Origin of the sequence: Actinomadura sp. NBRC 104425 (assembly GCF_030269545.1) — a bacterium.
Lineage (GTDB): Bacteria > Actinomycetota > Actinomycetes > Streptosporangiales > Streptosporangiaceae > Spirillospora > Spirillospora keratinilytica.
Genome location: NZ_BSTN01000001.1, coordinates 361,789 through 386,710 on the forward strand (window position 1 = coordinate 361,789; position 24,922 = coordinate 386,710).

Genomic DNA, 24,922 nt, shown 5'->3' on the forward strand with positions numbered 1-24,922 from the left:
GGTGGCGCGTCCTCTTCCGGACGCCTCCCGGGCCCAGGCGGGCGCCTGTGGGCGGCCTAGTAGGCGCCGGAGCCGCGGACCACGGCCGACCAGGTCTTCCAGAGGATGAGCAGATCGAGGGCGAGCGACCAGTTGTCCACATAGCGCAGGTCGAGCCGGACCGACTCCTCCCAGGACAGGTCCGAGCGCCCGCTCACCTGCCACAGCCCGGTCAGGCCCGGCTTGACGGCCAGCCGCCGGTACACGTCGCCGCCGTAGCGGGCGACCTCCTCCGGCAGCGGCGGCCGCGGCCCGACCAGCGACATGTCGCCGCGCAACACGTTGACCAGCTGCGGCAGCTCGTCCAGCGAGTAGCGGCGCAGCCGGCGGCCGATCGGGGTGATCCGCGGATCCTTCCGGATCTTGAACAGCACCCCGTCGTGCTCGTTGTGCACCAGCAGCTCGGTCTTGCGGGCCTCGGCGTCGACCACCATCGTGCGGAACTTCAGCACGGTGAACTCGCGGCCGTCGCGGCCCACCCGGGTCTGCTTGAACAGCACCGGCCCCTTGCTGGTCAGCTTGATCAGCAGGGCGACGGTCAGCAGCAGCGGGCTGAGCAGCACCAGCCCGACCAGCGCCACCACCCGGTCGAACAGGTCCTTGACGACCTGGCGGCCGCCGTCCAGCTCGGGATGCTCCACGTGCAGCAGCGGCAGCCCGGACACCGGGCGGATGGAGATGCGCGGCCCGGTCACGTCCATCAGCGCGGGCGCCACGACCAGCTCCACGTCGTCGCGTTCGAGCTGCCAGGCCAGGCGGCGCAGCGCCACCCCGTCCATCTCCGGGCAGGCCAGCACCGCCACCGAGTCGGCGCCCGCCCGCTCCACGACGGCCGCCGCCTCTCGGAAGTCGCCCAGCACGGGGACGCCCTCCACTTCGGTGACCGCGTCCTCGCCCTCGACCAGCGCGGGCGGCAGGCACACCGCGACGATGTCCATGCCGTGGTAGCGCTTCTGCCGCAGCAGCCGGATCAGGTCGGCGACGGACGTGCGGTGCCCCACGGCGACGACGCGCCGCATGCACTCGCCCTCCCAGCGCCGCCGGTGCAGCCACTTGCGCAGCCGGTAGCGCGCGACCAGGCCGAGGAAGGTGCCGAGCGGCAGCGCCATCACCACATAGCCGCGGGCCACCTCCGTCTTGGTGGCGTAGGCGACGATCGCCACGGTGGCGGTGAGGATGAACCCCGCGCGCAGCACGCGGTGGAACTCCTCGTAGCCGACGCCGATGTAACGGGGCTGGTAGGCGCGGCACAGCGCCAGGATCGGCAGCCACGCCAGCGGCAGGGCGACGGTCAGCGCGACGTACGGCAGGGTGAACTCGCCCGGCATGCCGGGGAAGCGCAGCACGAACGCGATCGCGCCGGCGGTGAGCATGCTGAGGAAGTCCAGGGTGAGCGCACGTCGGCGGTAGGAGCTCGTCCAGTTGACGGGATGCCCCTGCCGCGGCCCGTCCTTCTCGGACGCGTCCGTTGCCTGGACCCTGTCAACGACGGCCATAGACGTCTCACCACCCCTGCCACATGCGCCCCGTAAGACGAGGTCCATCTCGGAGACGGCTGAACGGCCTTTGAGGTTCACATGTGTGCGAACCCCGGATGGCCGCATCTTAGGGGCGCTTCACCCCACGGGGCTCGCAAAACGGGCGGTCAGCCGCGGTTTTGTTACCCAAGCTAAAGGATCGGCTCACCGCGGGGGCCCAAATAGATCACCTTTCGGAGGCCACTCCCGGACCGACCCGTTTGATCAAGACGCGTGGAAAACGTTCTGGGCCGCGCCGAGCCCCCGGGTGAGCAACGCCTCGACCGCGTCGGCGGCGCGCTCCACGTGCAGGTCCAGTTCCTTGCGCTCGGCGGCCGAGAAATCCTTGAGGACGAACGCGGCCGGGTCCATGCGGCCAGGGGGACGCCCCACGCCGAAGCGGACCCTCAGGTAATTCTTATCGCCCAGCGACTTGGTGATCGACCGCAACCCGTTGTGGCCATTGTCACCGCCGCCCTGCTTGAGCCGTATCGCACCGTAAGGGATGTCCAGCTCGTCGTGCACGATAACGACGCGTTCGACGGGCACCTTGAAGAAGTCGCGCAGCCCTTTCACCGGGCCGCCCGAGTCGTTCATGTAACTGCGGGGCTTGGCCAGGACGACGCGCTCGCCCGCCAGGCGCCCCTCGACCACCTCGGCGCGCCCCCGGTGCGCCTTGAACCGGCCGCCGACCCGCCCGGCCAGCGCGTCCAGCACCAAGAACCCGGCGTTGTGCCGGTTGCCCGCGTACGACGGCCCCGGGTTGCCCAGGCCGACCACGAGCCACGGCTCGGCGCTCACCACCGCACCTCCCCAGTGCGCGCTGTCCGAATCGACACGCCCGAATCGACACGCCTGACGGCCCCCGCCGGTCCGCACCGGCGGGGGCCGTCGACGGTCTCGTGCCGCGCGCGGCGACGCGCGCCCGGCGGATGACTGCTCGGCCTGCGGTTACTCGGCCGACGCAGCGGCGGGCGCGGCCTCCGCCTCGGCCTCCTCGGCCGCGGCCTCGGCGGCCGGGGCGGTGGACACGGAGGCGTCGCTGATCTGCAGGATCAGCGTCTCCTCGTCGGTGGCCAGCGACACCCCGGTCGGCAGCTTCAGGTCCTTGGCCAGGACCTGCGTGTCCACCGCCAGGCCGGTGACGTCGACCTCCACGGCCTCGGGGATGTGCGTGGCCTCGGCCTCCACGGCCAGCTGCACGACCTCCTGCGCCACCCGGCCGCCGGCCACGACGTCGCCGACGACGTTCACCGGGATCTCGACGGTGACCTTCTCACCGCGCGAGACCAGCAGCAGGTCGACATGCTCCAGGAACCCCTTGATCGGGTCCCGCTGCACGTCCTTGGGCAGGGCCAGCTCGCTGCCGCCGTTGAGACCCTCGATGCGCAGCAGCACGTTGGGGGTCTTGAGCGCGAGCATCAGCTCGTGCCCGGGCAGCGAGATGTGCTGCGGGGCGGTGCCGTGGCCGTAGAGGACGGCGGGCACCTTGCCGGCCCGGCGGGCCCGCCGTGCGGCCCCCTTACCGAACTCGGTGCGCGGCTCGGCGGCAATGCGTACCTCGGACACGGCGAAAACTCCTCGTTCTTGCGATCCACGGCCGTCCGGTCACGGACGTCCGCTACGGACAAAGCGATCAGGCGGGTGCTCGATGCGTCGGGCGCCTCGAAGACTCTGTGCGTACCCCGGGGAGCGGGTGTCCGACGCGGAGCCGCACTGAACGACCCGGGGCTTACGCAGGTTCCCCGAGTTTAGCCGATGCGCGACCGCCCGAGCGCCCGCAGGGCGCCCGTTGCCCGCCGCGGGTCAGCTGTGGCCGCCGAAGAGGCTGGTCACCGAGCCGTCGCTGAACACCTCGTTGATGGCGCGCGCCACCAGCGGGGCGATGGACAGAACGGTCAGCTTGTCGAACTGCTTCTCCTCCGGGATCGGCAGCGTGTTGGTCAGCACGACCTCGGAGATGCGCGAGTTCTTCAGCCGGTCCACCGCCGGGCCCGACAGCACGCCGTGCGTGGCGGCCACGACGACGCGGGCGGCGCCGTGGTCGAACAGCGCGTCGGCCGCCTTCACGATGGTGCCGCCGGTGTCGATCATGTCGTCCACCACCACGCAGGTGCGGCCCTCCACCTCGCCGACCACGTCGAACACCTTGACCTCGTTGGCCACGTCCGGGTCGCGCTTCTTGTGGATGATCGCCATCGGCACGCCGCCCAGCCGGTCGCTCCACCGCTCGGTCACCCGCACCCGGCCGGCGTCCGGCGCGACCACGGTGACCTGCGACAGGTCCAGCCGCTTCTCGAAGTGCGAGGCGAGCAGGTCCAGTGCGAACAGATGGTCGACGGGGCCGTCGAAGAAGCCCTGGATCTGCGCGGTGTGCAGGTCCACGGTGATCAGGCGGTGCGCGCCGGCGGTCTTGAACAGGTCGGCCATCAGCCGGGCCGAGATCGGCTCGCGGCCGCGGTGCTTCTTGTCCTGCCGGGCGTAGCCGAAGAACGGGGCCACCACGGTGATCCGTTTGGCGGACGCCCGCTTCAGCGCGTCCACCATGATCAGCTGCTCCATGATCCATTGATTGATGGGAGCCGTGTGACTCTGGATCACGAAGGCGTCCGAACCGCGGACCGACTCCAGGAAGCGTACGAACGTCTCACCGTTGGCGAAGTCGTACGCCGAGGTCGGCGTGAGCTCGAGGCCGAGGTTGGCGGCCACTTCCCTGGCCAGGTCCGGGTGGGCTCGGCCGGTGAAGAGCATCAGCTTCTTCTGGCCGCTCGCCATGATCCCACTCACCTCTGACAACTCCCCCTCAATGGATGGTTCTTACGTGGGTGTTGTCCCCACTCCACGCACGCCGAAAGGACCGTTTCGGCGGTTTCGCAGGGCTTTTGATGTCGTTGTGCGTGGGGAGGACCCCCACCCGCCCGCCGACCGGAGGCAATCCGGCCGATGAGCCGTCGCACGCGGGCGCGCGACCGCACGCGCCCGCGCTCCGCCGACAAACCTCCTCGTCGGCCGGCGGACGCTGCCGTCGGCGGGGCGCGCACGCCCCGCCCGTCCGCCGTCCGGACGGCACCGGACGGCGGCTGTCATTCGGCCTGTCGGCCATCACCCGGACTCGCGGCCCTCATCCCGGCCAAGGCGGCCGTCAGCGGGCGTCGCGGCCGTCCTCGTCGACGGCTTCCCGTTCCCTGGCGCGGCGGGCCGCCTCCGCGGCGGGCGTGCCCGCGCGGCGGCGCTCCACCCAGCCCTCGACGTTGCGCTGCCGCCCGCGGGCGACCGCCATCGCCCCCGGCGGCACGTCCTGCACGATCACCGAGCCGGCCGCGGTGTACGCGCCGTCGCCGATGGTGACCGGCGCGACGAGCATGGTGTCGCTGCCGACCCGCGCGTGGTCGCCGACCACGGTGCGGTGCTTGCTGACGCCGTCGTAGTTGACGAACACGGTGCTGGCGCCGATGTTGCTGCCCTGCCCGATCTCGGCGTCGCCGACATAGGTCAGGTGCGGCACCTTCGACCCCTCGCCGACCTGGGCGTTCTTCATCTCGACGTACGTGCCGGCCTTGGCCTTGCGGGCCAGCCGCGTGCCGGGCCGCAGGTAGGCGTAGGGGCCGACCGACGCCTGCGGGCCGATCTCGGCCTCGACGCACACCGCGTTGACGACGGTGGCGTCCGCGCCGACCCGGGTGTCGGTGAGCGTGCAGCCGGGGCCGACCCGCGCGCCCTCGGCGAGGTGGGTGCGGCCGTGCAGCTGGGTGCCCGGCAGGATCTCGGCGTCCGGTTCGATGGTCACGTCCACGTCGATCCACGTGGTGGCCGGGTCGACGATGGTGACCCCGGCCCGCATGTGCGCCTCCAGCAGCCGGTCGTTGAGCTGTCGCCGCGCCTGCGCGAGCTGGACGCGGTCGTTGACGCCCTGCGTCTCCACCCAGTCGGGGGCCAGGTGCGCCCCGGCGCGGTGGCCGTCGCCGCGCAGGATCTCCACGACGTCGGTCAGGTACTCCTCGCCGCCGGCGTTGTCGGTGGTGACCCGCTTGAGCGCGCCGCCCAGCAGCGTCCCGTCGAAGGCGTACATGCCGACGTTGATCTCGCGGATGGCGCGCTGCTCGTCGGTGGCGTCCTTGTGCTCGACGATCGCGGCGACCGAGCCGTCGGCCGCGCGCAGGATGCGCCCGTAGCCGGCGGGGTCGGGGATCTCGGTGGTCAGGACGGTGGCGGCGTTGCCCTCGTCCTCGTGGGTGCGCACCATCGCGGCGAGCGTGTCGCCGCGCAGCAGCGGATGGTCGCCGTTGGTGACGACCACGGTGCCGCGCAGCTCGCCGACCTGCTCCAGGACGGTGCGGACCGCGTGCCCGGTGCCGCCCTGCCGCTCCTGGACGACCGCCTCGGCCTTGGGCCAGTCCCGCTCCAGATGGGCGAGCACCTGCTCCCGGCGGTGCCCGACGACCACGATCAGCCGTTCGGGGTCCAGTTCGCCCGCGGCGGCCAGCACGTGGCCGAGCATGGTGCGCCCGCCCAGTTCGTGGAGGACCTTCGCGGTACGGGACTTCATCCGGGTGCCCTCGCCCGCGGCGAGGACGATGACGGCAGCCGGGCGGCTAGCGCTCACTGGGAGGCTCCTCGGCATCGCGGTTAAGAACTAGGCACGGGCGCAACCGTATGGAGATGTCCAACAGGCTGGCGACCTGCCCGAAAAGGGGGCAGGCGGCAGGCCGCGGCTCACCCGACACCGGAAGGATACCGCCCGTCTGCCTTCTGTCACCCCGGGGGCGGTGCGTCCTTTCCGGTCCGCTACCAGGCAGGGTGTGCTGCGGGACGAGTGTGCTGCGCCGCCGCGTCGGCGCTGCGACGATCGAGCTCCCGGGGGAGGATTCGAACCTCCGTTGACTGAACCAAAATCAGTAGTCCTGCCCCTAGACGACCCGGGACCGGCCGAACCCGGGCGGCCCCGTGGCAGGGGCGCCGGTTCGCCGGGCTTAACGATACCGACTCCCCCCACAGGGGCCCACCTCTATTTCCCCGCTCCCGGGGCGCATTCGGGGGTTCTACTCCGTTCGTACGGGCTTGCCGGGACACGCCGCGTGCGCGCCTTGTCACGCCGCGATGGTGGTTTAGGGCGGCCGGAGACGAGCACGTGAGACAGGTGACAGACGTCCGTCACGGCAAGGGGGCCGGGCGGCGAACTCTGCGGCGCTGTCGCGCGTTCGTGCGGGGAGGGCTGTGAACGTGCTCCGCGTCCGCTCCCGGAGTCCCGGAGGCTGCGGACGGTGTGCGGCCGTGCGACCGGCGTGAGTTTTGTGTCCAGTGGGAGAGATTCCCACTGATTTTACGAATCTGGGCCTGTCCAACTTACGGCAGCGTAGGTTACGGTGGCGTAGGTACGGCTAGTTCCGAATCGCAGGAAGTGGTGACCGCATGACTTCAGCCCCCGTCCTCGATCCCCCTCGCCGACAGCCCCGTCCCGAGATCGAGCCGGAGCCGCAGGGGATGTTCGAACGGGTCCTCGTCGCGGTGTTCACCGGCGTCCCGTTCCTCGCCCTGTTCGCCGCCGTCCCGCTGGCCTGGAACCGCATCCTCGGCTGGACGGACGTGGTGCTGGCCGCCGTCTTCTACCTGGTCTCCGCCGCCGGCATCACCGTCGGCTTCCACCGGTACTTCACCCACGGCTCGTTCAAGGCCCGCCGCTGGCTGAAGATCGTGCTGGGGGTGGCCGGCAGCCTGGCCATGGAGGGCCCGGTCATCACCTGGGTGGCCGACCACCGGCGCCACCACAAGCACTCCGACAAGGAGGGCGACCCGCACTCGCCGTGGCGGTTCGGCAACGACTGGAAGGCGTTGACCAAGGGGCTGGCCTGGGCGCACTACGGCTGGCTGTTCGACGGCAACCGCACCTCCAAGGAGCGGTTCGCCAAGGACCTGCTGCGCGACCGCGACGTGATGTGGGTGCACCGGCTCTTCCCGGCGCTGGTCGCCGTGTCGCTGCTGCTGCCCGCCGCGCTCGGCGGCCTGGTCACCATGTCCTGGCAGGGCGCGCTGACCGCGTTCTTCTGGGCCGGGCTGGTGCGCGTCACCCTGGTTCACCATGTCACGTGGTCGGTCAACTCGATCTGCCACGTGTTCGGCAAGGAGCACTTCGAGGCGCGCGACAAGTCCCGCAACGTGTGGTGGCTGGCCATCCCGTCGCTGGGCGAGTCGTGGCACAACCTGCACCACTGCGACCCCACCTGCGCGCGGCACGGCGTGCTGAAGGGGCAGATCGACATCAGCGCCCGGATCATCTGGCTGTTCGAGAAGTTCGGGTGGGTCCACGACGTCCGCTGGCCCAATGAGGAGCGCCTGGCGGCCAAGCGCGCGAAGCAGGCCGCCTGAGCGAGACAATTGGGGGTGTGACTGAACCTGCCCCCCGGTCGACGAGACGCAAGCGCATGACCGGAAAGGAACGACGGGAGCAGCTGCTCACCATCGGACGCACGCTCTTCGCCGAGCGCGGCCTGGACGGCACCTCGGTCGAGGAGATCGCCGGCGCGGCGGGCGTGTCCAAGCCGGTCGTGTACGAGCACTTCGGCGGGAAGGAAGGGCTCTACGCGGTGGTGGTGGACCGGGAGTTCGAGAAACTCCTCGCCCTGATCACCGAGGCGCTGACCTCGGCCATCCACTACCGCAGCAAACTGGAGAAGGCGGCGCTGGCGCTGCTGGCCTACATCGAGGAGAACCCCGACGGGTTCCGCATCCTGGTGCGCGACTCGCACGGCGGCACCGGGACCGGCAGCTTCGCCAGCCTGCTGAGCGAGATCGCGGGCGAGGTCGAGTACGTCCTCGCCCGTGAGTTCGACCGGCACGGGTACGACGACAAGAACGCGCCGATGTACGCGCAGATGCTGGTCGGCATGGTGGCGCTGATCGGGCAGTGGTGGCTGGACGTGCGCAAGCCCAAGCGCGAGGAGGTCGCCGCGCACCTGGTCAACCTGGCGTGGAACGGCCTGTCCAGCCTGGAGCCGCGCCCGTCCCTGGACCCCAAGCGCCGCCGCAAGGAACGCGAGCGCATGGAGAAGGCGGCCGAGAAGGCCGCCGCCAAGGCCGAGAAGGCCCAGCGCAAGCAGGCCCGCCGCGCCGAGGAGCACTGAACCCGGCAGCGGCGGGGCAGGTCGGCCGGGACGGTGACGCCCCGGCCGCCTTTTTCGCGTCCGTTGCGCCCGCCGTCCGCCCGCCTCGCAGGCGGCCGGACCGGCCTGGCTGTTCCGCCGGCCGGGCGGGCGCGGACATACTGAGCCGGTGGCCGCGTGAAGTTCGTTCGTGCGGCCACCGGCCGGGGTCGCCGGGCTCGGATCGCGAGTCCGGGGTCTGGACGGCGCGCCGGGTGCGGCGCGCCGGGATGCCGCCCCCGCGCGAGTCGGCACACCAGGGGAAGGGTTCGCTTCTCGCGCGGCGGGCGGCACCGCGTTCTAGGGGCCCTCGCGGGCGGCCGCCACGACGAAGATCCGGCGGAACGGGAAGACCGTCCCGGCCGGGCCGGGCGGGTAGGCGCCGCGCAGGCTCGCGCCGTAGACGTCGAGGAACTCGGTCGCCTCGGCGGGCCCGAGCGCGGCGAGCACGGGGCGCAGCGCGGTGCCCTTGACCCATTCGAGCACCGGGTCGTCCCCCTGCAGGACCTGCAGGTACGTGGTCTCCCAGGCGTCGACCGCGCAGCCGTGCCGGGTCAGCAGGTCGAGGTAGCCGGCGGCGTCGCGGACCGGGGCGGGCCGGGTCAGGCCGCCGAGGCGGTCGCGCCAGCGCGGCGACTCGCACAGCTCGCGCAGCAGGACGTGGCTGGGCGCGTCGAAGTTGCCGGGAACCTGGAAGGCCAGCCGCCCGCCTGGGGCGAGCGCCTCGGTCGCCCAGCGCACCAGCAGGTCCTCATGGCCGGGCACCCACTGCAGGACGGCGTTGGAGACGATCAGATCGACCTGCTCGGCGGGCCGCCAGGTGGCGACGTCCCCGACCGCGAAGCTCAGCCGCCCGGGGATCTCGTGCGCGCGGGCCGCGCCGATCATCTCGGGGGACGAGTCGAGGGCCTCGATCCGCGCCTGCGGCCAGCGGCGGGCCAGCGCGGCGGTCAGCTCGCCCGAGCCGCAGCCCAGGTCGGCGACGCGCCGCGGCGCGGCCAGGCCGACGCGTGCGAGCAGCTCGGCGAACGGACGGGAGCGCTCGGCGGCGAACGCCCCGTACTGCGCCGGATCCCACACGGCGGCCGCTGCTTGTCTCGACATCGAGATACATCATGCCCGGCTCATATCTTGATGTCAAGAAAGTCGTCTCGATATCAAGACGAGTAGGCTGTGCGCATGCAGGATGAGGTCGACCGGCTGGTCGAGGCGTGGCACGCCGAGCGGCCCGATCTCGACGTGCGGCCGCTGCACGTCCTCAGCCGCGTGTCCCGGCTGGCGCGCCATCTGGACCGCGCCCGGCGCGCCGTGTTCGCCGCCCACCGGCTGGAGCCCTGGGAGTTCGACGTGCTCACCGCGCTGCGCCGGGCGGGCGCCCCCTACCAGCTCAGCCCGGGCCGCCTGCTGCGCGCCACGCTGGTCACCTCGGGCACCATGACCAACCGGATCGACCGGCTGGCCGCCGCCGGGCTGGTCGAGCGGCATCCCGACCCGCAGGACAAGCGCGGCGTGCTGGTGCGGCTCACCGCGGCCGGCCGGGCCCGGGTGGACGCGGCGTTCGCCGACCTGCTCGGCCGCGAGCACGCCATCCTGGAGTCGCTCACCCCCGAGCAGCGCGACGCGCTGGCCGGGCTGCTGCGCACGCTGCTGATCCCGTTCGACGCCGACGCCGACACCGCGCCGCGGCACCCGGCGTGACGGCTCAGCCGGCCTCCTCGGCGAGCATCAGCCACTGCTCCTCGACCTGCGCGGCCTCGGCCTGGACCGCCTTCAGCTCGGCGTCCAGCTCCTGGAGGCGCTCGTAGTCGGTGGCGTGCGCGGCGAGCAGCTCGTGCAGTTCCGCCTGGCGTGCGGCGAGCTTGTCGAGCCGCCGTTCCAGCCGGTCGAGCTCCTTGCGGGCCCGCCACGCCTGGGCGGAGCTCTTCGGCTTGGCCTCGGGCGCCTTGGCCGCCTCGGCGGCGGGCGGCTTGCCGGTGCGGGCCGCCGACGTGCGGGTGGGGGCCGCGCCGCGGCGCCGCCGGTCCAGGTACTCGTCCACCCCGCCGGGCAGCAGCGACAGCCTGCCGTCGCCCAGCAGCGCCATGACGCGGTCGGTGACGCGCTCCAAAAAGTAGCGGTCGTGGCTGACCACGACGAGGGTGCCGGGCCAGCCGTCGAGCAGGTCCTCGACCTCGTTGAGCGTCTCGATGTCCAGGTCGTTGGTGGGCTCGTCGAGCAGCAGGACGTTCGGCTCGTCCATCAGCAGCCGCAGCAGCTGCAGCCGGCGCCGCTCGCCGCCGGACAGGTCGCCGACCGGCGTCCACTGCCGCTCGCCGCGGAAGCCCAGGCGCTCCAGCAGCTGGCCGGCGGTCCACTCGCGCTTGCCGACGGTGATGCGCCGCCTGATCTCCTCGACCGACTCCAGCACCCGGCGGCCCGGGTCGAGCTCCTCCAGGTTCTGCGACAGGTGCGCCAGGCGGACGGTCTTGCCGCGCACGACCCGCCCCGCCGCCGGGGCGACGCCGCCGTCCAGCAGCCGCAGCAGCGTGCTCTTGCCGCTGCCGTTGACGCCGACCAGCCCCACCCGCTCGCCGGGGCCCAGCCGCCAGGTCAGCCGCTCGAACAGGTCGGCGCCGCCGACCGTGACGGTGGCGTCCTCCACGTCGATGACGGTCTTGCCGAGCCGCGCGGTGGCGAAGCGGGTCAGCTCCACGGTGTCCCGCGGCGGCGGCTCGTCGGCGATCAGCGCCTGCGCGGCCTCCACCCGGAACTTGGGCTTGGACGTGCGGGCCTGGGGGCCGCGGCGCAGCCAGGCCAGCTCCTTGCGCAGCAGATTCTGCCGCTTGGCCTCGGCGGCCGCCGCGATGCGCGCCCGCTCGGCCTTGGCCAGCACGTACGCCGAGTAGCCGCCCTCGTAGCGTTCGACGCGGCCGCCGACGACCTCCCAGGTGCGGTCGGTGACCTCGTCCAGGAACCACCGGTCGTGCGTGACGACCAGCAGCGCAGTGCCGCGGGCCGCAAGGTGCCGGGCCAGCCAGTCGATGGCCTCGATGTCGAGGTGGTTGGTGGGCTCGTCCAGCACGAGCAGGTCGTGCTCGGGGACCAGCAGCCGGGCCAGCGCGACGCGGCGCCGCTCGCCGCCGGACATCCCGGCGACGGGCGCGTCCAGGTCCAGATCGGCCAGCAGGCCGGCGAGCACGTCGCGGACGCGGGTGTCGCCCGCCCACTCGTGCTCGGCGCGGTCGCCGAGCACCAGCGACCGCACGGTCGCCTCCTCGGGGAACTCGTCCCGCTGGGTCAGATATCCGAGCCGCAGCCCGCGCGCGTGGGTGACGCGGCCCTCGTCCGGCTCGATCCGCCGGGCGATGATCGACACCAGGGTGCTCTTGCCGCCGCCGTTGCGTCCCACGACGCCGACGCGGTCGCCGTCGTCGAGGCCGAGCGACACCGACTCCAGCAGCGGGACCGGCCCGTAGGCCTTGCCGACGTTCTCCAGATTGATCAGATTCACGACGTCCTCAAGGCTACCGATGCCGCCGGGTGCGCTGCTCGCGCGGCGTCAGCCGGTGAACGGCCCCTGCCCGTAGTACTGCTGCCCGTACTGCTGCGGCCCCTGGCCGTACGGGGGCTGCTGGGGCATGCCGGGGGGCGGCTGCTGGTACGGCGCCGGCGCGTCGCTCTTCCTGACCATGACGGCGACCACCACCACGAGCGCCACCAGCACGGCCGCGCCCAGGAGCACGAACAAGACCAGGAGGAGGGAAGAGACCATGCCGGGCTCCCAGGTGAGGACGGATCAGACAACGGCGGCGCCCGGAACGGGGCCGTGAGCGCACAGCAGGGAGGCGGCGACGCCTGTCTCCCCCAGGGCCGCGGCAAGGTCGGCGGCGTGGCCGCCGGTCTCGGCGAGGAAGGCGCACGTCGGGCCCGAGCCGGAGACCAGCGCGCCCAGGGCGCCGAGTTCGAGGCCGGCGTCGAGGGTGCGGCGCAGCTCCGGCTTCAGCGACAGCGCGGCCGGTTGCAGGTCGTTGTGCAGGGCCGCGCCGAGCTCCTTGGCGTCGCCCGAGGCCAGGGCCGCGGCGAGCGCGTCGGACGCCTCGGGCGGCGGGACGCGGCGGCCCGCGCGCAGCCGGTCGCACTCGGCGTAGACGGCGGGCGTGGACAGGCCGCCGCGGGCGGTCGCGAACACCCAGTGGAACGTGCCCACGGTGGGCAGCGGGGTCAGCCGCTCGCCGCGGCCCAGGCCCACGGCCGTGCCGCCCAGCAGCGCGAACGGCACGTCGCTGCCAAGGCCCGCGGCCAGTTCCATCAGGTCGAGCCGTTCGTCTTCGTCCCACAGCCGGGCGCACGCCAGCAGCGCGGCGGCGGCGTCGGCGCTGCCGCCCGCCATGCCGCCCGCCACGGGGATCGCCTTGCGGATGTGCAGCGCCACGCGGGGTTCGACGCCGAGCCGGGCCGCGACCAGCCGCGCCGCCCGCGCCGCGAGGTTGCCGTCGTCGACCGGGACGTCCTCGACCGGCACCGGCGACCCGGGCGCGGCCCGCACCTCGATCCGCAGCCGGTCGGCGGGCTCGGCGGTCACCTCGTCGAACAGGGACACGGCGTGGAAGACGTTGACCAGGTCGTGGTAGCCGTCCTCGCGCGGCGGGCCCACGCTGAGCCGGACGTTGACCTTGGCGGGCGCCCGAACGGTAATGGCGGTCACGGAACGACAACCCTATGCCAAACCCGATGCCGGGGAGCCCGCGCCGGATGAACCATGCCGCGCCCCTCAGCCGCCGCTGACCGGCAGGTTGCGCGGGTTGAAGTACGGGACGGTGGCGAACTCGCGCAGCGCCGAGACGGCGGGCCGGTCGCCGGTCACCGAGTACTTGCGGCGCTCGTCGCGCGGATCGGTGGCGTTCTCGTTGGAGTTGAAGTACACCACGGCCTTGACCTGCGGGTGCTGCAGCGTCTGGGCGGCCTTGCGCAGCCACTCGGCGCGCCGCTCGCCGTAGGAGCGCGGCACCCCGAACTCGGCCACCATGATCGGCTTGGGCCGGCCGCCGGCCCACTCCAGGAAGCCGCGGATCGGCTCGGACAGGTCCCGGTACTCGTAGTCGACGCCCGGGTAGACGTCGGCGCAGATCCAGTCCACCTGGTCGTCGCCGGGGTAGAACGGCTCGGCCGCGCCGGAGGCGAACCCGCCGGCGGTGGGGCACCACACCCACGCCACGTTGGCGACCTTCTCCTGGGCGAACAGGGTGCGGATGTGCTTCCAGGCGGCCACGTAGTCGCCCGCGGAGTGCACCTTGGTCTGCAGGCTCTCCTTGTCCATGTCGCGCTGCCAGCGCAGGAACACCGGCTTGCCGAGGGCCTTGACGGCGCGCGCCCGCTCCCGGATCAGCGCGTCGTGTTCGCCGCGGACGATCTCCCGGGTGTCGGTGCCGGACCAGGTGAGCAGCAGGTAGCGGGAGCTGCGCGCGACGGCGGTGTCGGTCTTGTCGGGGAACTGCGACTTCCAGCCGTGGAAGGTCTGCACGATGTCCAGGCTCCGGCCGAGCCCGCGCTCGAACCCGGTGACCGCCGCCATGCCGGGCCCGCCCGGCGCGTCGTCGGCGTCGGCGCCCTGGTCGGCGGGCGACACCCACGCGCCGAAGTACGCGCCCTTGCCGGGCGGCGTGGGGGCGACACCCGCCCGGGCGGTGGTGCTGATCTTGGGTGTGGTGACCGCGCCGCTGCTATCGCACCCGGCCGCGACCGCCGTCACGGCCAGAGCCGCCGCGGGCGCCAGGGCCCGCGCCGCCCGCGAACGCGCCTTCAACATGTTCCTCCGCCTCATTCCGGTTACGTCCGGTCGTCCGGTCGCCCGCCGGTTCCGGTCCGCCTCCAGGACCATACTGGGCAAGCCTGGCGAAGGCGGCCACGTCCAGAGCTTCGCCCCGGGTTCGCGGGTCGATGCCCGCCGCGCGCAGCGCCCGTTCGGCCGCGTCGGGGCCTGCGGCCCATCCCGAAAGCGCGGCCCGCAGCGTCTTGCGGCGCTGCGCGAAGGCCGCGTCGATCACCGCGAACACCTCCTCGCGGGTGGCGGTGGTGGGCGGCGGGTCGCGGCGTTCGAACGCCACCAGGCCCGAGTCGACGTTCGGCACCGGCCAGAACACCGTGCGGCCCACCGGCCCGGCGCGGCGCGCCTCCCCGAACCAGGCCAGCTTCACCGACGGCACGCCGTAGATCTTGCTGCCCGGCGCCGCCGTCATCCGGTCGGCGACCTCGGCCTGCACCATCACCAGCGCGCGCCGCAGCGACGGCAGCGCGGCCAGCAGGTGCAGCACCACGGGCACGGCCACGTTGTAGGGCAGGTTGGCGACCAGCGCGGTCGGCTCGGGCCCGGGCGGGCGGGTCAGCCGCAGCGCGTCGGCGTTGACGACCTCCAGCCGGTCGGCCAGGCCGGGCGCGCGCTCGGCGACCGTGCCGGGCAGCGCCTCGGCCAGCACCGGGTCGATCTCCACGGCCACGACCCGGCGCACCGCCGGCAGCAGCGCCAGCGTCAGCGAGCCGAGCCCCGGCCCCACCTCGATCACCACGTCGTCGGACGTCACCTCGGCGGCGCGGACGATCCGCCGCACCGTGTTGCCGTCGACGACGAAGTTCTGCCCGAGCGTCTTGGTCGGCCGCACGCCGAGCCGTCCGGCCAGCTCGCGGATGTCCGCCGGGCCCAGCAGCGCTTCGCAGTCCCCCACCCGTCCAGTGTCCCAGTGTTCGCGGCGGCTCACGCCACGCACGGGGACGCGACCGCCCGCTCAGGGCGGGGGTTCAGGAGAACAGGCGGCTTCCGCAGTTGGGCCACTGCCCCTGCCAGCGGCCGTTCACCTTGTTGTAGAGCAGCTGGGCGCGGTAGGTCTGCTCGGCGGCGCTGGCGTCGCTGGGCTTGCCGGTGCCGCCGACCGACGTCCACGTCTGGATGGAGAACTGGTACAGCCCGTAGTACCCGGCCGGGTTGACGGCCTTGGGGTTGCCGCCGGACTCGCACTTGGCGAGCGCCGCCCAGTTCAGCCGGGCGGCCGCGCCGACGCCGCTGGGCTTGGGGCCGACCCCGATGATCTGCGTCACCGGCTTGCGCTTGACCTTCTGCGCCAGCACGATCTTGACCTTCTTGCCGCGCCGCTTGGCGTAGGCGGTCTGCACGACCTTCAGTCCGTCCCGGCCCTTGCGCAGCACCTTCTCGCTGAACGGCGGCACCGACGACGACTTCTTGCGGACGACAGGGGCGGGCACCTTGACCGTCGTGGTCACCGGCTTGGACAGCAGCCGCCTGATCTTGATGGTGTCGCCGGCCTGGGCGGTCCTGGGCGGCGACACCAGGTCGTAGGGGCCCAGCGTGACCTTGGCCTGGGCGAGCACCTCGTCGACGGTCGTACCGGTCGTCATGGCCGTGGTCTTCTTGCCGTCCACCACGATCACGACCTTGCGCGCGGGCGGGGCGCTGGTGCGCGGGGCGTCCGCGACGGCGGCGGTGTTGCGCGGCGCGGGCTTGTCATCGCCGCCGCAACCGGCCGCCAGCGCGAGGGGCACCGTCAGGAGCACGCAGAACGCCGAGATACGGGGGGAACGACGCACCTAATCCTCCAGCTACGCCAAGGGGGCGCCGAGGCATACAAAGGGCCCGGCCGACGGCGCAGCACATTAGAGCCACCCGACCACCCTCCGCCACCACAACGGCAGATGTGACGGCCGATGACATAGCGGACGACCGGTCAGGCGGCGCCCGGAACCCGGAGGATCGAGCACACAGGACGGGAAAGGGCCGCCGATTCCAGACCGGAGCGTTCAGGCCGGGGGCGGATCACCAGGGGCCGAAGACGCGTTCCCCGGTCGCGGCGATCGCGGCGCACAGCTCGTCGGCGTCCATGCCCTTGACCTCGGCCATGAAGCGGACGGTGTGCGGGATCAGGTACGAGGAGTTCGGCTTGCCGCGGTGCGGGACGGGCGTCAGGAACGGCGCATCGGTCTCCACCAGCAGCAGGTCCGCCGGGGCCGCCCGCAGGGCCTCGCGCAGCGGCTCGGCGTTCTTGAACGTCACGTTGCCGGCGAAGCTCATCACGTAACCACGGTCGGCGCACTCCTTGGCCATGGCGGCGTCCCCGGAGAAGCAGTGGAACACCACTTTCTCAGGGGCGCCCTCCTCGCGCAGGATGCGCAGCACGTCGTCATGGGCCTCGCGGTCGTGGATCACCAGCGCCTTGCCGGTGCGCTTGGCGATGTCGATGTGCGCGCGGAACGAGCGGTGCTGGTCGTCCTTGGGGGCCCAGTCGCGGTAGTAGTCCAGGCCTGTCTCCCCCACCGCCCGCACCCGGGGCAGCGCGGCCAGCTCGGCGACGTCGTCGAGCACCGCGTCGCTGACGCCCGTGGTCTCGTTCGGGTGGATCGCCACGCCCGCGTACACGTCGTCGTGCTCGGCGGCGACGTCGGCGGCGAAGCGCGAGGACGCCAGGTCGCAGCCGATGGTGACGATCCGGGTGACGCCCACCGCCTTGGCCGCGGCCAGCGCCTCCTCCACCGGGACGTCCAGCATGTCCAAATGGCAGTGGCTGTCGAAGACGTGGACCGGCAGCGGGTCGGGAAGCGGGGGGAACCGCTCCGCCGCGTAGCCGTCGGACCTGCCGGATTCGCTCACTGCCCACCTTCCATCGCACCGTTCCTCGCCGAAGGGACGAGGCCGCGCTTTCAAGACTACGGGCCCAGCCGGACGCGTTCGACCCCGGTGGCACGGTGTTGGACGGCCCTTTGGGCCCGGTTCGCCGTGCCGTTCCGCGTTCAGCCGATAACCTGCGGGAGGCCCGGACCCGGACGCGGAGAGCAGCAGCCACATGACCGAGACCACGATGCGTGAGACGGCCGCCCCGACGAGCGCGTCAGAGGGGCGGTCGCGCGGACGGTGGCGGCGACCGCTTGCGTGGACGCGGCGGCTGTCCTCGCGGCGGCGCGCGGTGCTGCTGTCGGTGTTCGTGGCGGCGTGCGCGGTGCTGGCGCAGTGGGTGCTGATGGTGCCGCCGCTGTACTTCGACCCGTACTACGTGTGGGAGGCGGCCCGGCACTGGCCGGACATCCCGCTGGACCAGTGGCCGTTCAGCGAGGTCCCGCACCAGGTGACGCGGATCGGGCTGGTGCTGCCCGCCCGGCTGGTCATGGAGGTGCTGGGGCAGGGGCAGGCGGCCTACTTCACGGTCGCGGCGGCGGGCGGCTGCCTGTTCTTCGTCGGCTGCTACCTGGTGGTGCGGTCGCTGTTCGGGGACGCGGCCGGGGTGGCGGCCGCGCTGCTGATGCTCATCCACCCGTTCTTCACGATCACCAACCCGTTCGGCCACGAGATCACCTGGTCGACCGGGGTGATGCTGCCGGACATGCCCGGGGCCGGGCTGTTCGCGATCGGGATGGCCGCTCTGGTCACGGCGAGCCGCCGGACGGGGCGGGCGCAGACCCGGCTGCTGCTGGCCGCGGGGTTCTTGCTGGGGTCCTCGTTCCTGGTCCGCGAGTTCCTGGCGTTCCTGTTCCTGCCGATCCCGCTGTACCTGTGGCTCCTGCGGATCCCGTGGCGCCGCAACATCGTGGTGGGCGCGCCGATGGTCGCGGTCCTGGCGTTCAACCTGGTGCACAACGCGCTGGTGTGGGGCAACCCGATGGCGGGGCTACGGTCGGCGGCCGGGCACGGCGGGGAGCCCAACGAGCCGGTGACGCGGCCCTGGGCGGCGGGCTCGTTCCCCCGCGCCATGGAGGACTGGCACTGGCTCGGCGTGATCTTCCTGGTGGCGCTCGGCCTGACCGTCGTGGGCTGGGCGGTGACCCGGGACCGGCGGCTGGCGCTGGTGCTGGTGTGGTTCCTGGCGCTGTGCGTGCCGATCACGCTGCTGTCCGGGGTGATCGACCCGCACGACATCTCGCTGCGGGGCTGGCTGGTGCGCTACTGGTTCTCGGTGCTGCCCGCCCTGCTGGCGGGCGGTTTCGGCGCGCTCATCCTGCTGGCGCGGCGGCTGCCCGCGGGGGCCGCCCGGTTCCGCAGGGCGGGCGGCGTCGCCGCGGCCGTGCTGGCGGCGGCGTACACGATGACGGCCGTGCAGGCCGTGCCCGACCTGCCGCGCGACCGCGCCTGGAACGAGCTGCGGGTCTGGCTCGCCGGCCATGACGACATCCCGGTGATCTGGGCCGACCGGCGCCTGGCGCAGACCATGACGTTCTACACCCGCTCCATGTGGGGCGACGTGCAGTGGCACGGCCGGATCCGCGACTTCGAGCACTACACCCAGGCCCTGCCGGCGGGCGCCTACCAGGCCCCCATGCTCTACACGCACTGGCGCGGCATGGAGTCGCAGATCGCCGCCGGGTATCGGCCGGGCCCGCAGAACGGGTGGCGGCTGCTATGGCGTTCATCCGACGGCGTACTGGAGATCTGGGACCACTCCGGCCGCTACAGCTGACCCCCGCGGGCCGCTCACTTGTGGGCGGCGCTCGGCGAGGGGCGCTGCCAGGCGACCCAGTCGCCCTCGGCGGTGCGGTGCTTGGCCACGACACGCCATCCGGGCGGCGCGGTGCGCCAGGTGGCGGACGCCGACGTGCTCTTGTCCCACGCCAGGATCACCAGCTCCACGTCGGTGGGCGGCGCCTGGTTGAGGCCGTCGAAGCCGCGCACCTCGGTCCACCACACCCAGTACAACTGCGGCAGCCGGATCTTCCAGGCGACCGACCAGTCGATCGCCACGGTGCGCTGCTCGCGCGGGTCGGCGATCTGCCGCAGGTCGGTCATCGCGGTGTAGTCGCGCACCAGCGGCCGGGCGATGTACCGGGTGGCGGTGACGTTCATGGCCAGGTGCAGGCCCATGAACAGCACGGCGAGCGTCAGGTACCCGTACCTGGGCACCTGGACCGCCAGCAGCGCCGCGGCGAGCAGCGCCAGACCGGCGAACGTGGCGGGCCACAGCCGGAACTCGTTCCAGTTCCAGGTCAGGAACGACGGCTCGGGGAAGTCGTACTGGTTGAAGGCGTAGGTGGTGAGCCGGTCCCCCGCGTACCACTGGACGATCCAGGCGGTCAGCAGGGCCAGCCCGGCCGCCGCCCCCGCCGCGGCCAGCACGTCCCTGCGGGACGCGCGCAGCACGAACGCCGCCCCCACCGCGAACAGGATCGGCACCACGCACGCCAGGTAGCGCCCGTAGGCGTAGTTGCCCACGCGGTACTCGTCCGGCAGCGCCGCCGACGTGGCCAGTGCGATGCCCACCAGCAGCGCGAGCAGGGCCAGGGCCAGGGCGCGCAGCCGCGGCGGCGTGCCCCGGCGGACGGCCACCGCCGCCGTCACCACCAGGCCGACGCCCGCCAGGCCGCCCGTGACCGCGATCTGGTACCAGAGCTGGCCCGTGCCCAGCGACAGCATCCACCCCCAGCCGTCGACGGTGGTGAGCCGCTGCACGACGTTGGCCTCGAGGTTGTTGTCCCCGTGGGGGTACATGTGCGGCAGCAGGTAGCCGTTGAGCATCGTCCCCGCCGCGGTGGCGGCCACCGGCGGCAGCACGCCCAGGGCCGTGGCGCGCCAGGGCCGCCAGCGCAACACGGCGACCAGGCCGACCAGGCCCACGTGCACCAGCAGGACGATGATGCCGCGCGTGTGGGTCGTGTAGGCGTAGGCGGCCAGCAGCCCCGCGCCCGCCCCGTACAGCGTCGTCCGGGCCGTGGAGCCCTCGGAGGTCAGCCACGAGTGCGCGAGCAGCAGCCAGCCGAGCAGCACCACCGGCAGCACCGCGTCGGTCAGCACGAACTCGGCGAAGAACACGACGGCGGGGATGAGCGCGGTGGCGTGCGCCAGCGCGTACGCCCGGCGCCGCGACAGCCCAAGGCGGCGCAGCAGGACGAAGGACAGCGGCAACATGCCCGCGCTGACCAGCGCGTTGATGCCGATGCACAGGCGGTAGACGGAGACCGGCTCGTCGGCCAGCCAGTACGCCGGCATCAGCAGCAGCGGATAGCCGCCGCGGTAGATCGTGCTCCAGGACAGGTCGGCGTCGGGGCCGCCGGTCAGCACCCGGGCGGCGAACAGGTAGCCGGTCTCGTCGGGGGTGGCGACCGGCATGGTCTGCCCCGAGGCGAGCCACAGCCGCACCGCCACCTGCCCCAGCCAGCCGAGCAGGAGAAGCGCTTTCCAGCCGCGCAGCCGACGCGCCGCCCGCACGGCCCGGGGCCCCGCGGAGCGGACCGGTGTGCGCGCGACCGGAAGCGTCGCCGTCTGCGGACCCATCACAGCGCGCCGGGACGGTCGCCGGGATCCACGGGTGGATGATCCATCGCCGAGTCAGCCTGTCACAATCCGGCAGTCAAGGCGTACACGGGCAGAAAACGCTCAGCCGATTCTCGGAATCCGGCGCGGGACTCTCGCAATCCGGCGCGGGACTCTCGCAATCCGGCGCGGGACTCTCGCAATCCGGCGCGGGACGCGACATGCCGGTCACGCTGCGCCACGGTGCGGGGGCGTACGGGTTCGCGGGATGACATGACGTTGCGCTTTCGGCGGTCCAGCGGTGCGACGGGACGCGATCGGACGGCCGGGCGGCGGGACGCTCCGGCCGGATCGTGTCAGCGCTCGGCGTCCCCATCCTCGGCGGAGTCGTCCGCCTTCTTGGGCTTGACGTTGACGATCTTGACGTTGCCGCCGCCGAAGGTTTCCGCGGACTTGGGAGCCTCGGCGGCCTTGCCCCCCTTCGCCGACTTCGCGGACTTCGCAGCCTTCGCGGACTTCGCGGACTTGGCTCCGTTGGCGACCGCCGCGGGCTCGTCGCTGTCGTCGCTGTCGTCGCTGTCGTCGCTGTCGTCGCTGTCGTCCGCCTCGGCGGCCTTGGCGGCCTCACGGGAGACCCGGTGGGCGGCGGCGTCCACCACGCCCGCGGCCTCCTCGGCCACGTCCACGACCGGCGGGTGCTGGCGGCGGCGGATGCGCAGGATGCTCACGAACAGCGCGGCGAACACCGCCTGCAGGCTCATCATCAGGGCGGTGGCGGCCGGCACGACGATGCGCAGCGACTCGCGCGGGTTGAGCTCGCCGAAGTTGTTGACGCGCCAGTGCAGCAGCGAGGCGATCAGGCCGGCCAGGCCCGCCAGGGCCAGCAGCCCGCCGAGCACCAGGCCGCGCTCCAGACTCAACCAGTCGATGACGCGCTTGACCCGCGGGTCGTGCGGTAGGAATCCCTCCTGCATCGCATAGACCTTGGTGAGCAGGGCGAAGATCACCGACTGGAAGCCGATGATCATGGCCGCCGAGGCGCCGACCAGGGTGTCGACGTCGAAGGCGATCTCGCCCACGGTCACCGGGCCGAAGGAGAGCGCGATCCCCGCGATCAGCCCGAGCGTCATAAACAGCAGGCCGGGGATCAGAAACAGCCAGCGCGGGCTGTAGAGCAGGAGGAAGCGCAGATGACGCCAGCCGTCCCGCCAGGTGTTCAGGTGCGGCGGACGCGAGCGCCCGTCCGGCGACAGCGTGGTGGGCACCTCGCGGATGTCGTACTTGGCCAGCGTGGCCTTCACCACCATCTCGCTGGCGAACTCCATGCCGCCGGTCTGCAGGCCGAGCCGCATGATCGACTCCTTGTTGAAGGCGCGCAGCCCGCAGTGGAAGTCGCCGATCTTGCTGCCGAAGAACAGCCGGCCGATGAAGCTGAGCACCGGGTTGCCCAGGTACCGGTGCAGCGGGGGCATGGCGCCCGGGGCGATGCCGCCCTTGAAACGGTTGCCCATGACCAGGTCGGCGCCGTCCCGCAGCTGCTCCAGGAACGGCATCAGCGCGGTGAAGTCGTAGGAGTCGTCGGCATCGCCCATGACCACGTACTTGCCGCGGGCGGAGCGGATGCCGCCCATCAGAGCGTTGCCGTACCCCTTGTCGATGACGGGCACCACCCGGGCCCCGGCGTCGCGGGCGAGCTGCTGGCTGCCGTCGGTGCTGCCGTTGTCGGCGACGACGACCTCGCCGTCGATGCCGTGCTCCTCGAAGAACCCGATCGCCTTGCGGACGCAGGTCTCCACCGTCTCGGCCTCATTGAGGCACGGCATCACTACGGAGAGTTCCACACGATCTCCTTCGTTACCCCTGGTGACCGTCTGCGGTATTTTCCACTAATCTCGTCATGTCCCGCCGGGCGGCCCGTCCAACGCAATGATGCCTGCCCGGGAGGGGCGTTGCGCGCCGCTCCCACCAAGAGCGCCCGTATCGTGTTGCGCACTTGCTACCCGAACACCCGCTCCATCACGGCCGCGGGCGGCAGGCTAGAGGGGACAAGCATACGGGCACCGCGGTCCGGCGGGGGCGGGTCGGCCGTGCCGCGGCACGGCTCGATGACGCGGCGAGGGTGTGCCGCCGAACGGGGTACCGGCGACGGACAACGAGTGGGAGGTGCGGCCGTGGCGGGAATCGCGGCGCGGGGCACGATGCTCGGACAGGACGCGGAGAGCACGCGGTCCGGAGGGGCGGCGCTTGCGGGGGCGCGGCCGGACGGCTCCGGAGTCGGCGAGTGAGGGCCGCGCCGAAGACGCCGCGGAGCACGACGCGGCGCACCGGGCCCGACGGGGAGGAGCCGCCGGACGCCTCGTCCTCGCACTCGTCCACGTCCTCCATGTCCTCGTCCGCGTCCCGGGCGCGGGCCCTGGCCGGGCGGGTGCGCGCGCTGTCGTGGCGGCAGATCGGGCCCTGGACGCTGCGGACGGGCCGCCGCGCCGCGGAGGCCGCCGTACGCGGCGCGGTGCAGGTCGGGCGCGCGCTGCGGCCCTCGGCCGTGTGGGCGTCGGCGCGCCGCCACCCGGCCTTCGCCATGCTGCTGGCCCTCGCGGGGCTGCTGCGCATCGTGACGTTGATCGGCTACCAGCCGGCCCTGTTCTTCAACGACAGCTTCGACTACCTGCACGTGGCGATGAAGCCGTACCCGCACCCGCTGCGGCCGGACGGGTACTCCTTCATGCTGCTCGCGCTCAAGCCGCTGCACAGCTTCGCGCTGGTGGCGGCCGTCCAGCACGCGATGGGGCTGGCGACGGGCGTGATGATCTACACCCTGCTGCGGAACCGGTTCCGGCTGCCCGGCTGGGGCGCCGCGCTGGCCGCCGCTCCCCCGCTGCTGGACGCCTACACCGTCCAGCTCGAGCACCTGGTGCTGTCGGACACGCTGTTCACCTTCCTGGTGATGTGCGCGGTGACGCTGCTGCTGTGGCGGGACCGGCACACCCCGAAGATGGCCGCGGCGGTGGGGCTGCTGATCGGCCTGGCCTGGCTGACCCGCTCGGTGGGCCTGCCGGTGCTGCTCGGCGTGCTGGTGTTCCTGCTGATCCGGCGCACCGGCTGGCGGCTGCTGGCGGTGATGCTGGCCGCGTGCATGCTGCCGGTGGTGGCCTACATGGGCTGGTTCAAGGCCGAGCACGGCAAGTTCGCCATCACCGAGAGCAACGGCATCTTCCTGTACGCGCGGGTCTACAAGTTCGCCGACTGCCACAAGATCAACCCGCCGGTGCAGGAGATGCCGCTGTGCACCGAGCCGGAGAACCGGCTGCCCAACTCCCAGGACGGCATCTGGAACGCCGCGTCCCCGCTCAACCGGTACCCGGGCCAGCGGTTCAGTCCCGAGCAGAACGCCACCGCCAACGACTACTCCAAGCGGGCGATCCTGTCCCAGCCGCTGGACTACCTGCGCGTGGTGGCCTACGACTTCTTCCGTGTCTTCCGGTGGAAGCGCACGGTGTTCCCGGACCGGGCCACCTACCAGCAGTACGAGTTCGGCGAGACGTCCACGGCGCTGCCGAACTGGCGGATGGACAACGACACCACGGCCGCCGATGAGGCGGTCGCCTACGAGCGCGGCCGCGCCCGGCCCCGGGTGGTCGAGCCGTTCGCCGGGGTGATCCGCGGCTACCAGGACGTGTTCTACCTGCGCGGCACCATGGTCGGCGTCATCCTGCTGGTCGGCCTGGCCGGGGTGGCCGCGATGTGGCGCCGGGTGGGCGGCGCGGCGTTCCTGCCGTGGACGCTGGCGACCGGGCTGCTGCTGGCGCCCGCCGCGACGGCCGAGTTCGACTACCGGTACGTCCTGCCGTCGGTGCCGCTGGCGTGCCTGGCGGCCGGCCTGGCGTTCGCGCCCGAGACGCGGGCGCGGCTGGCGGGCCTGGTGCGGCGCCGCACCGCCGAGCCCGCCGAGCGGACCGGTCCCGAGCTGATCGAGGAGAAGGTCCCCGAGGTCGCCGCCAAGTGACGGCAGGCCG

At 72.5% G+C, this 24,922-nt stretch carries 20 protein-coding genes and 1 tRNA gene; 5 read left to right on the forward strand and 16 right to left on the reverse strand.

Annotated elements, in window-relative coordinates; genetic code table 11:
- Positions 1–56: 56 nt before the first annotated feature.
- From QSK22_RS01665 to QSK22_RS01690, 6 genes are all read right to left on the reverse strand, one after another.
- Complete coding sequence (locus tag QSK22_RS01665; protein ID WP_285492090.1) at positions 57–1,535, reverse strand: sugar transferase; 1,479 nt, start codon at positions 1,533–1,535, stop codon at positions 57–59.
- A 246-nt stretch (positions 1,536–1,781) separates the two neighbouring features.
- The gene (gene pth, locus QSK22_RS01670) at positions 1,782–2,357 is read right to left on the reverse strand and encodes an aminoacyl-tRNA hydrolase (RefSeq protein WP_285492091.1); all 576 of its coding nucleotides are present in this window, start codon (positions 2,355–2,357) and stop codon (positions 1,782–1,784) included.
- A gap of 150 nt (positions 2,358–2,507) precedes the next feature.
- Positions 2,508–3,125, reverse strand: coding sequence for a 50S ribosomal protein L25/general stress protein Ctc (locus QSK22_RS01675; protein ID WP_285492092.1), 618 nt, complete (start codon positions 3,123–3,125; stop codon positions 2,508–2,510).
- Between the two features lie 237 nt (positions 3,126–3,362).
- Positions 3,363–4,331 carry a ribose-phosphate diphosphokinase gene (locus QSK22_RS01680; protein WP_502872254.1) on the reverse strand — a complete coding sequence of 323 codons (969 nt, stop codon included), beginning with the start codon at positions 4,329–4,331 and terminating at the stop codon, positions 3,363–3,365.
- 367 nt (positions 4,332–4,698) lie between these two features.
- The gene (gene glmU, locus QSK22_RS01685; protein WP_285492094.1) at positions 4,699–6,159 is read right to left on the reverse strand and encodes a bifunctional UDP-N-acetylglucosamine diphosphorylase/glucosamine-1-phosphate N-acetyltransferase GlmU; all 1,461 of its coding nucleotides are present in this window, start codon (positions 6,157–6,159) and stop codon (positions 4,699–4,701) included.
- A 248-nt stretch (positions 6,160–6,407) separates the two neighbouring features.
- Positions 6,408–6,478 (reverse strand) — tRNA-Gln (locus QSK22_RS01690).
- Between the two features lie 487 nt (positions 6,479–6,965).
- On the opposite strand from QSK22_RS01690, the gene QSK22_RS01695 reads away from it, so the two are divergent.
- Positions 6,966–7,919 carry an acyl-CoA desaturase gene (locus QSK22_RS01695; RefSeq protein WP_285492095.1) on the forward strand — a complete coding sequence of 318 codons (954 nt, stop codon included), beginning with the start codon at positions 6,966–6,968 and terminating at the stop codon, positions 7,917–7,919.
- A gap of 17 nt (positions 7,920–7,936) precedes the next feature.
- A complete protein-coding gene (locus QSK22_RS01700) occupies positions 7,937–8,674 on the forward strand; it encodes a TetR/AcrR family transcriptional regulator (protein WP_285492096.1) in 738 nt (245 codons plus the stop codon).
- Positions 8,675–8,992: 318 nt separating this feature from the next.
- Here QSK22_RS01700 and QSK22_RS01705 read toward each other — a convergent pair whose 3' ends face one another.
- Positions 8,993–9,796: a trans-aconitate 2-methyltransferase gene (locus tag QSK22_RS01705; protein WP_285492097.1), complete on the reverse strand. Its 804-nt coding sequence runs from the start codon at positions 9,794–9,796 to the stop codon at positions 8,993–8,995.
- Positions 9,797–9,871: 75 nt separating this feature from the next.
- On the opposite strand from QSK22_RS01705, the gene QSK22_RS01710 reads away from it, so the two are divergent.
- Entirely contained in the window at positions 9,872–10,390 is a 519-nt protein-coding gene (locus tag QSK22_RS01710) for a MarR family winged helix-turn-helix transcriptional regulator (protein WP_285492098.1), read from the forward strand.
- Positions 10,391–10,394: 4 nt separating this feature from the next.
- Here the strand turns inward: QSK22_RS01710 and QSK22_RS01715 are convergent, their stop codons facing one another.
- The 7 genes from QSK22_RS01715 to QSK22_RS01745 form a co-directional block, all read right to left on the reverse strand.
- Positions 10,395–12,182, reverse strand: coding sequence for an ABC-F family ATP-binding cassette domain-containing protein (locus QSK22_RS01715; RefSeq protein WP_285492099.1), 1,788 nt, complete (start codon positions 12,180–12,182; stop codon positions 10,395–10,397).
- A 48-nt stretch (positions 12,183–12,230) separates the two neighbouring features.
- A complete protein-coding gene (locus tag QSK22_RS01720) occupies positions 12,231–12,443 on the reverse strand; it encodes a hypothetical protein (RefSeq protein ID WP_285492100.1) in 213 nt (70 codons plus the stop codon).
- A 24-nt stretch (positions 12,444–12,467) separates the two neighbouring features.
- Positions 12,468–13,367: a 4-(cytidine 5'-diphospho)-2-C-methyl-D-erythritol kinase gene (locus QSK22_RS01725; protein WP_285492385.1), complete on the reverse strand. Its 900-nt coding sequence runs from the start codon at positions 13,365–13,367 to the stop codon at positions 12,468–12,470.
- Between the two features lie 75 nt (positions 13,368–13,442).
- Positions 13,443–14,420, reverse strand: a complete 978-nt coding sequence (locus tag QSK22_RS01730) for a glycoside hydrolase family 26 protein (RefSeq protein ID WP_285492101.1) — start codon at positions 14,418–14,420, stop codon at positions 13,443–13,445.
- A complete protein-coding gene (gene rsmA / locus QSK22_RS01735; protein WP_285492102.1) occupies positions 14,392–15,390 on the reverse strand; it encodes a 16S rRNA (adenine(1518)-N(6)/adenine(1519)-N(6))-dimethyltransferase RsmA in 999 nt (332 codons plus the stop codon). The genes QSK22_RS01730 and rsmA overlap by 29 nt, the downstream gene beginning before the upstream one ends.
- A gap of 73 nt (positions 15,391–15,463) precedes the next feature.
- Positions 15,464–16,267, reverse strand: coding sequence for a resuscitation-promoting factor (locus QSK22_RS01740; RefSeq protein WP_285492103.1), 804 nt, complete (start codon positions 16,265–16,267; stop codon positions 15,464–15,466).
- Between the two features lie 226 nt (positions 16,268–16,493).
- Positions 16,494–17,324, reverse strand: a complete 831-nt coding sequence (locus QSK22_RS01745; RefSeq protein ID WP_285492104.1) for a TatD family hydrolase — start codon at positions 17,322–17,324, stop codon at positions 16,494–16,496.
- Positions 17,325–17,517: 193 nt separating this feature from the next.
- Between QSK22_RS01745 and QSK22_RS01750 the strand changes: the two genes are divergently transcribed.
- Positions 17,518–19,122, forward strand: coding sequence for a glycosyltransferase family 39 protein (locus QSK22_RS01750; RefSeq protein WP_285492105.1), 1,605 nt, complete (start codon positions 17,518–17,520; stop codon positions 19,120–19,122).
- Between the two features lie 14 nt (positions 19,123–19,136).
- On the opposite strand, the gene QSK22_RS01755 is transcribed toward QSK22_RS01750, so the two are convergent.
- Together QSK22_RS01755 and QSK22_RS01760 are read right to left on the reverse strand one after the other, a co-directional pair.
- Positions 19,137–20,864 (reverse strand): hypothetical protein, encoded by a 1,728-nt coding sequence (locus tag QSK22_RS01755; RefSeq protein WP_285492106.1) that lies wholly within the window; start codon positions 20,862–20,864, stop codon positions 19,137–19,139.
- 401 nt (positions 20,865–21,265) lie between these two features.
- Entirely contained in the window at positions 21,266–22,750 is a 1,485-nt protein-coding gene (locus QSK22_RS01760; protein ID WP_285492108.1) for a glycosyltransferase family 2 protein, read from the reverse strand.
- A 440-nt stretch (positions 22,751–23,190) separates the two neighbouring features.
- Between QSK22_RS01760 and QSK22_RS01765 the strand changes: the two genes are divergently transcribed.
- Positions 23,191–24,912 carry a hypothetical protein gene (locus QSK22_RS01765; protein WP_285492109.1) on the forward strand — a complete coding sequence of 574 codons (1,722 nt, stop codon included), beginning with the start codon at positions 23,191–23,193 and terminating at the stop codon, positions 24,910–24,912.
- Positions 24,913–24,922 lie beyond the last annotated feature (10 nt).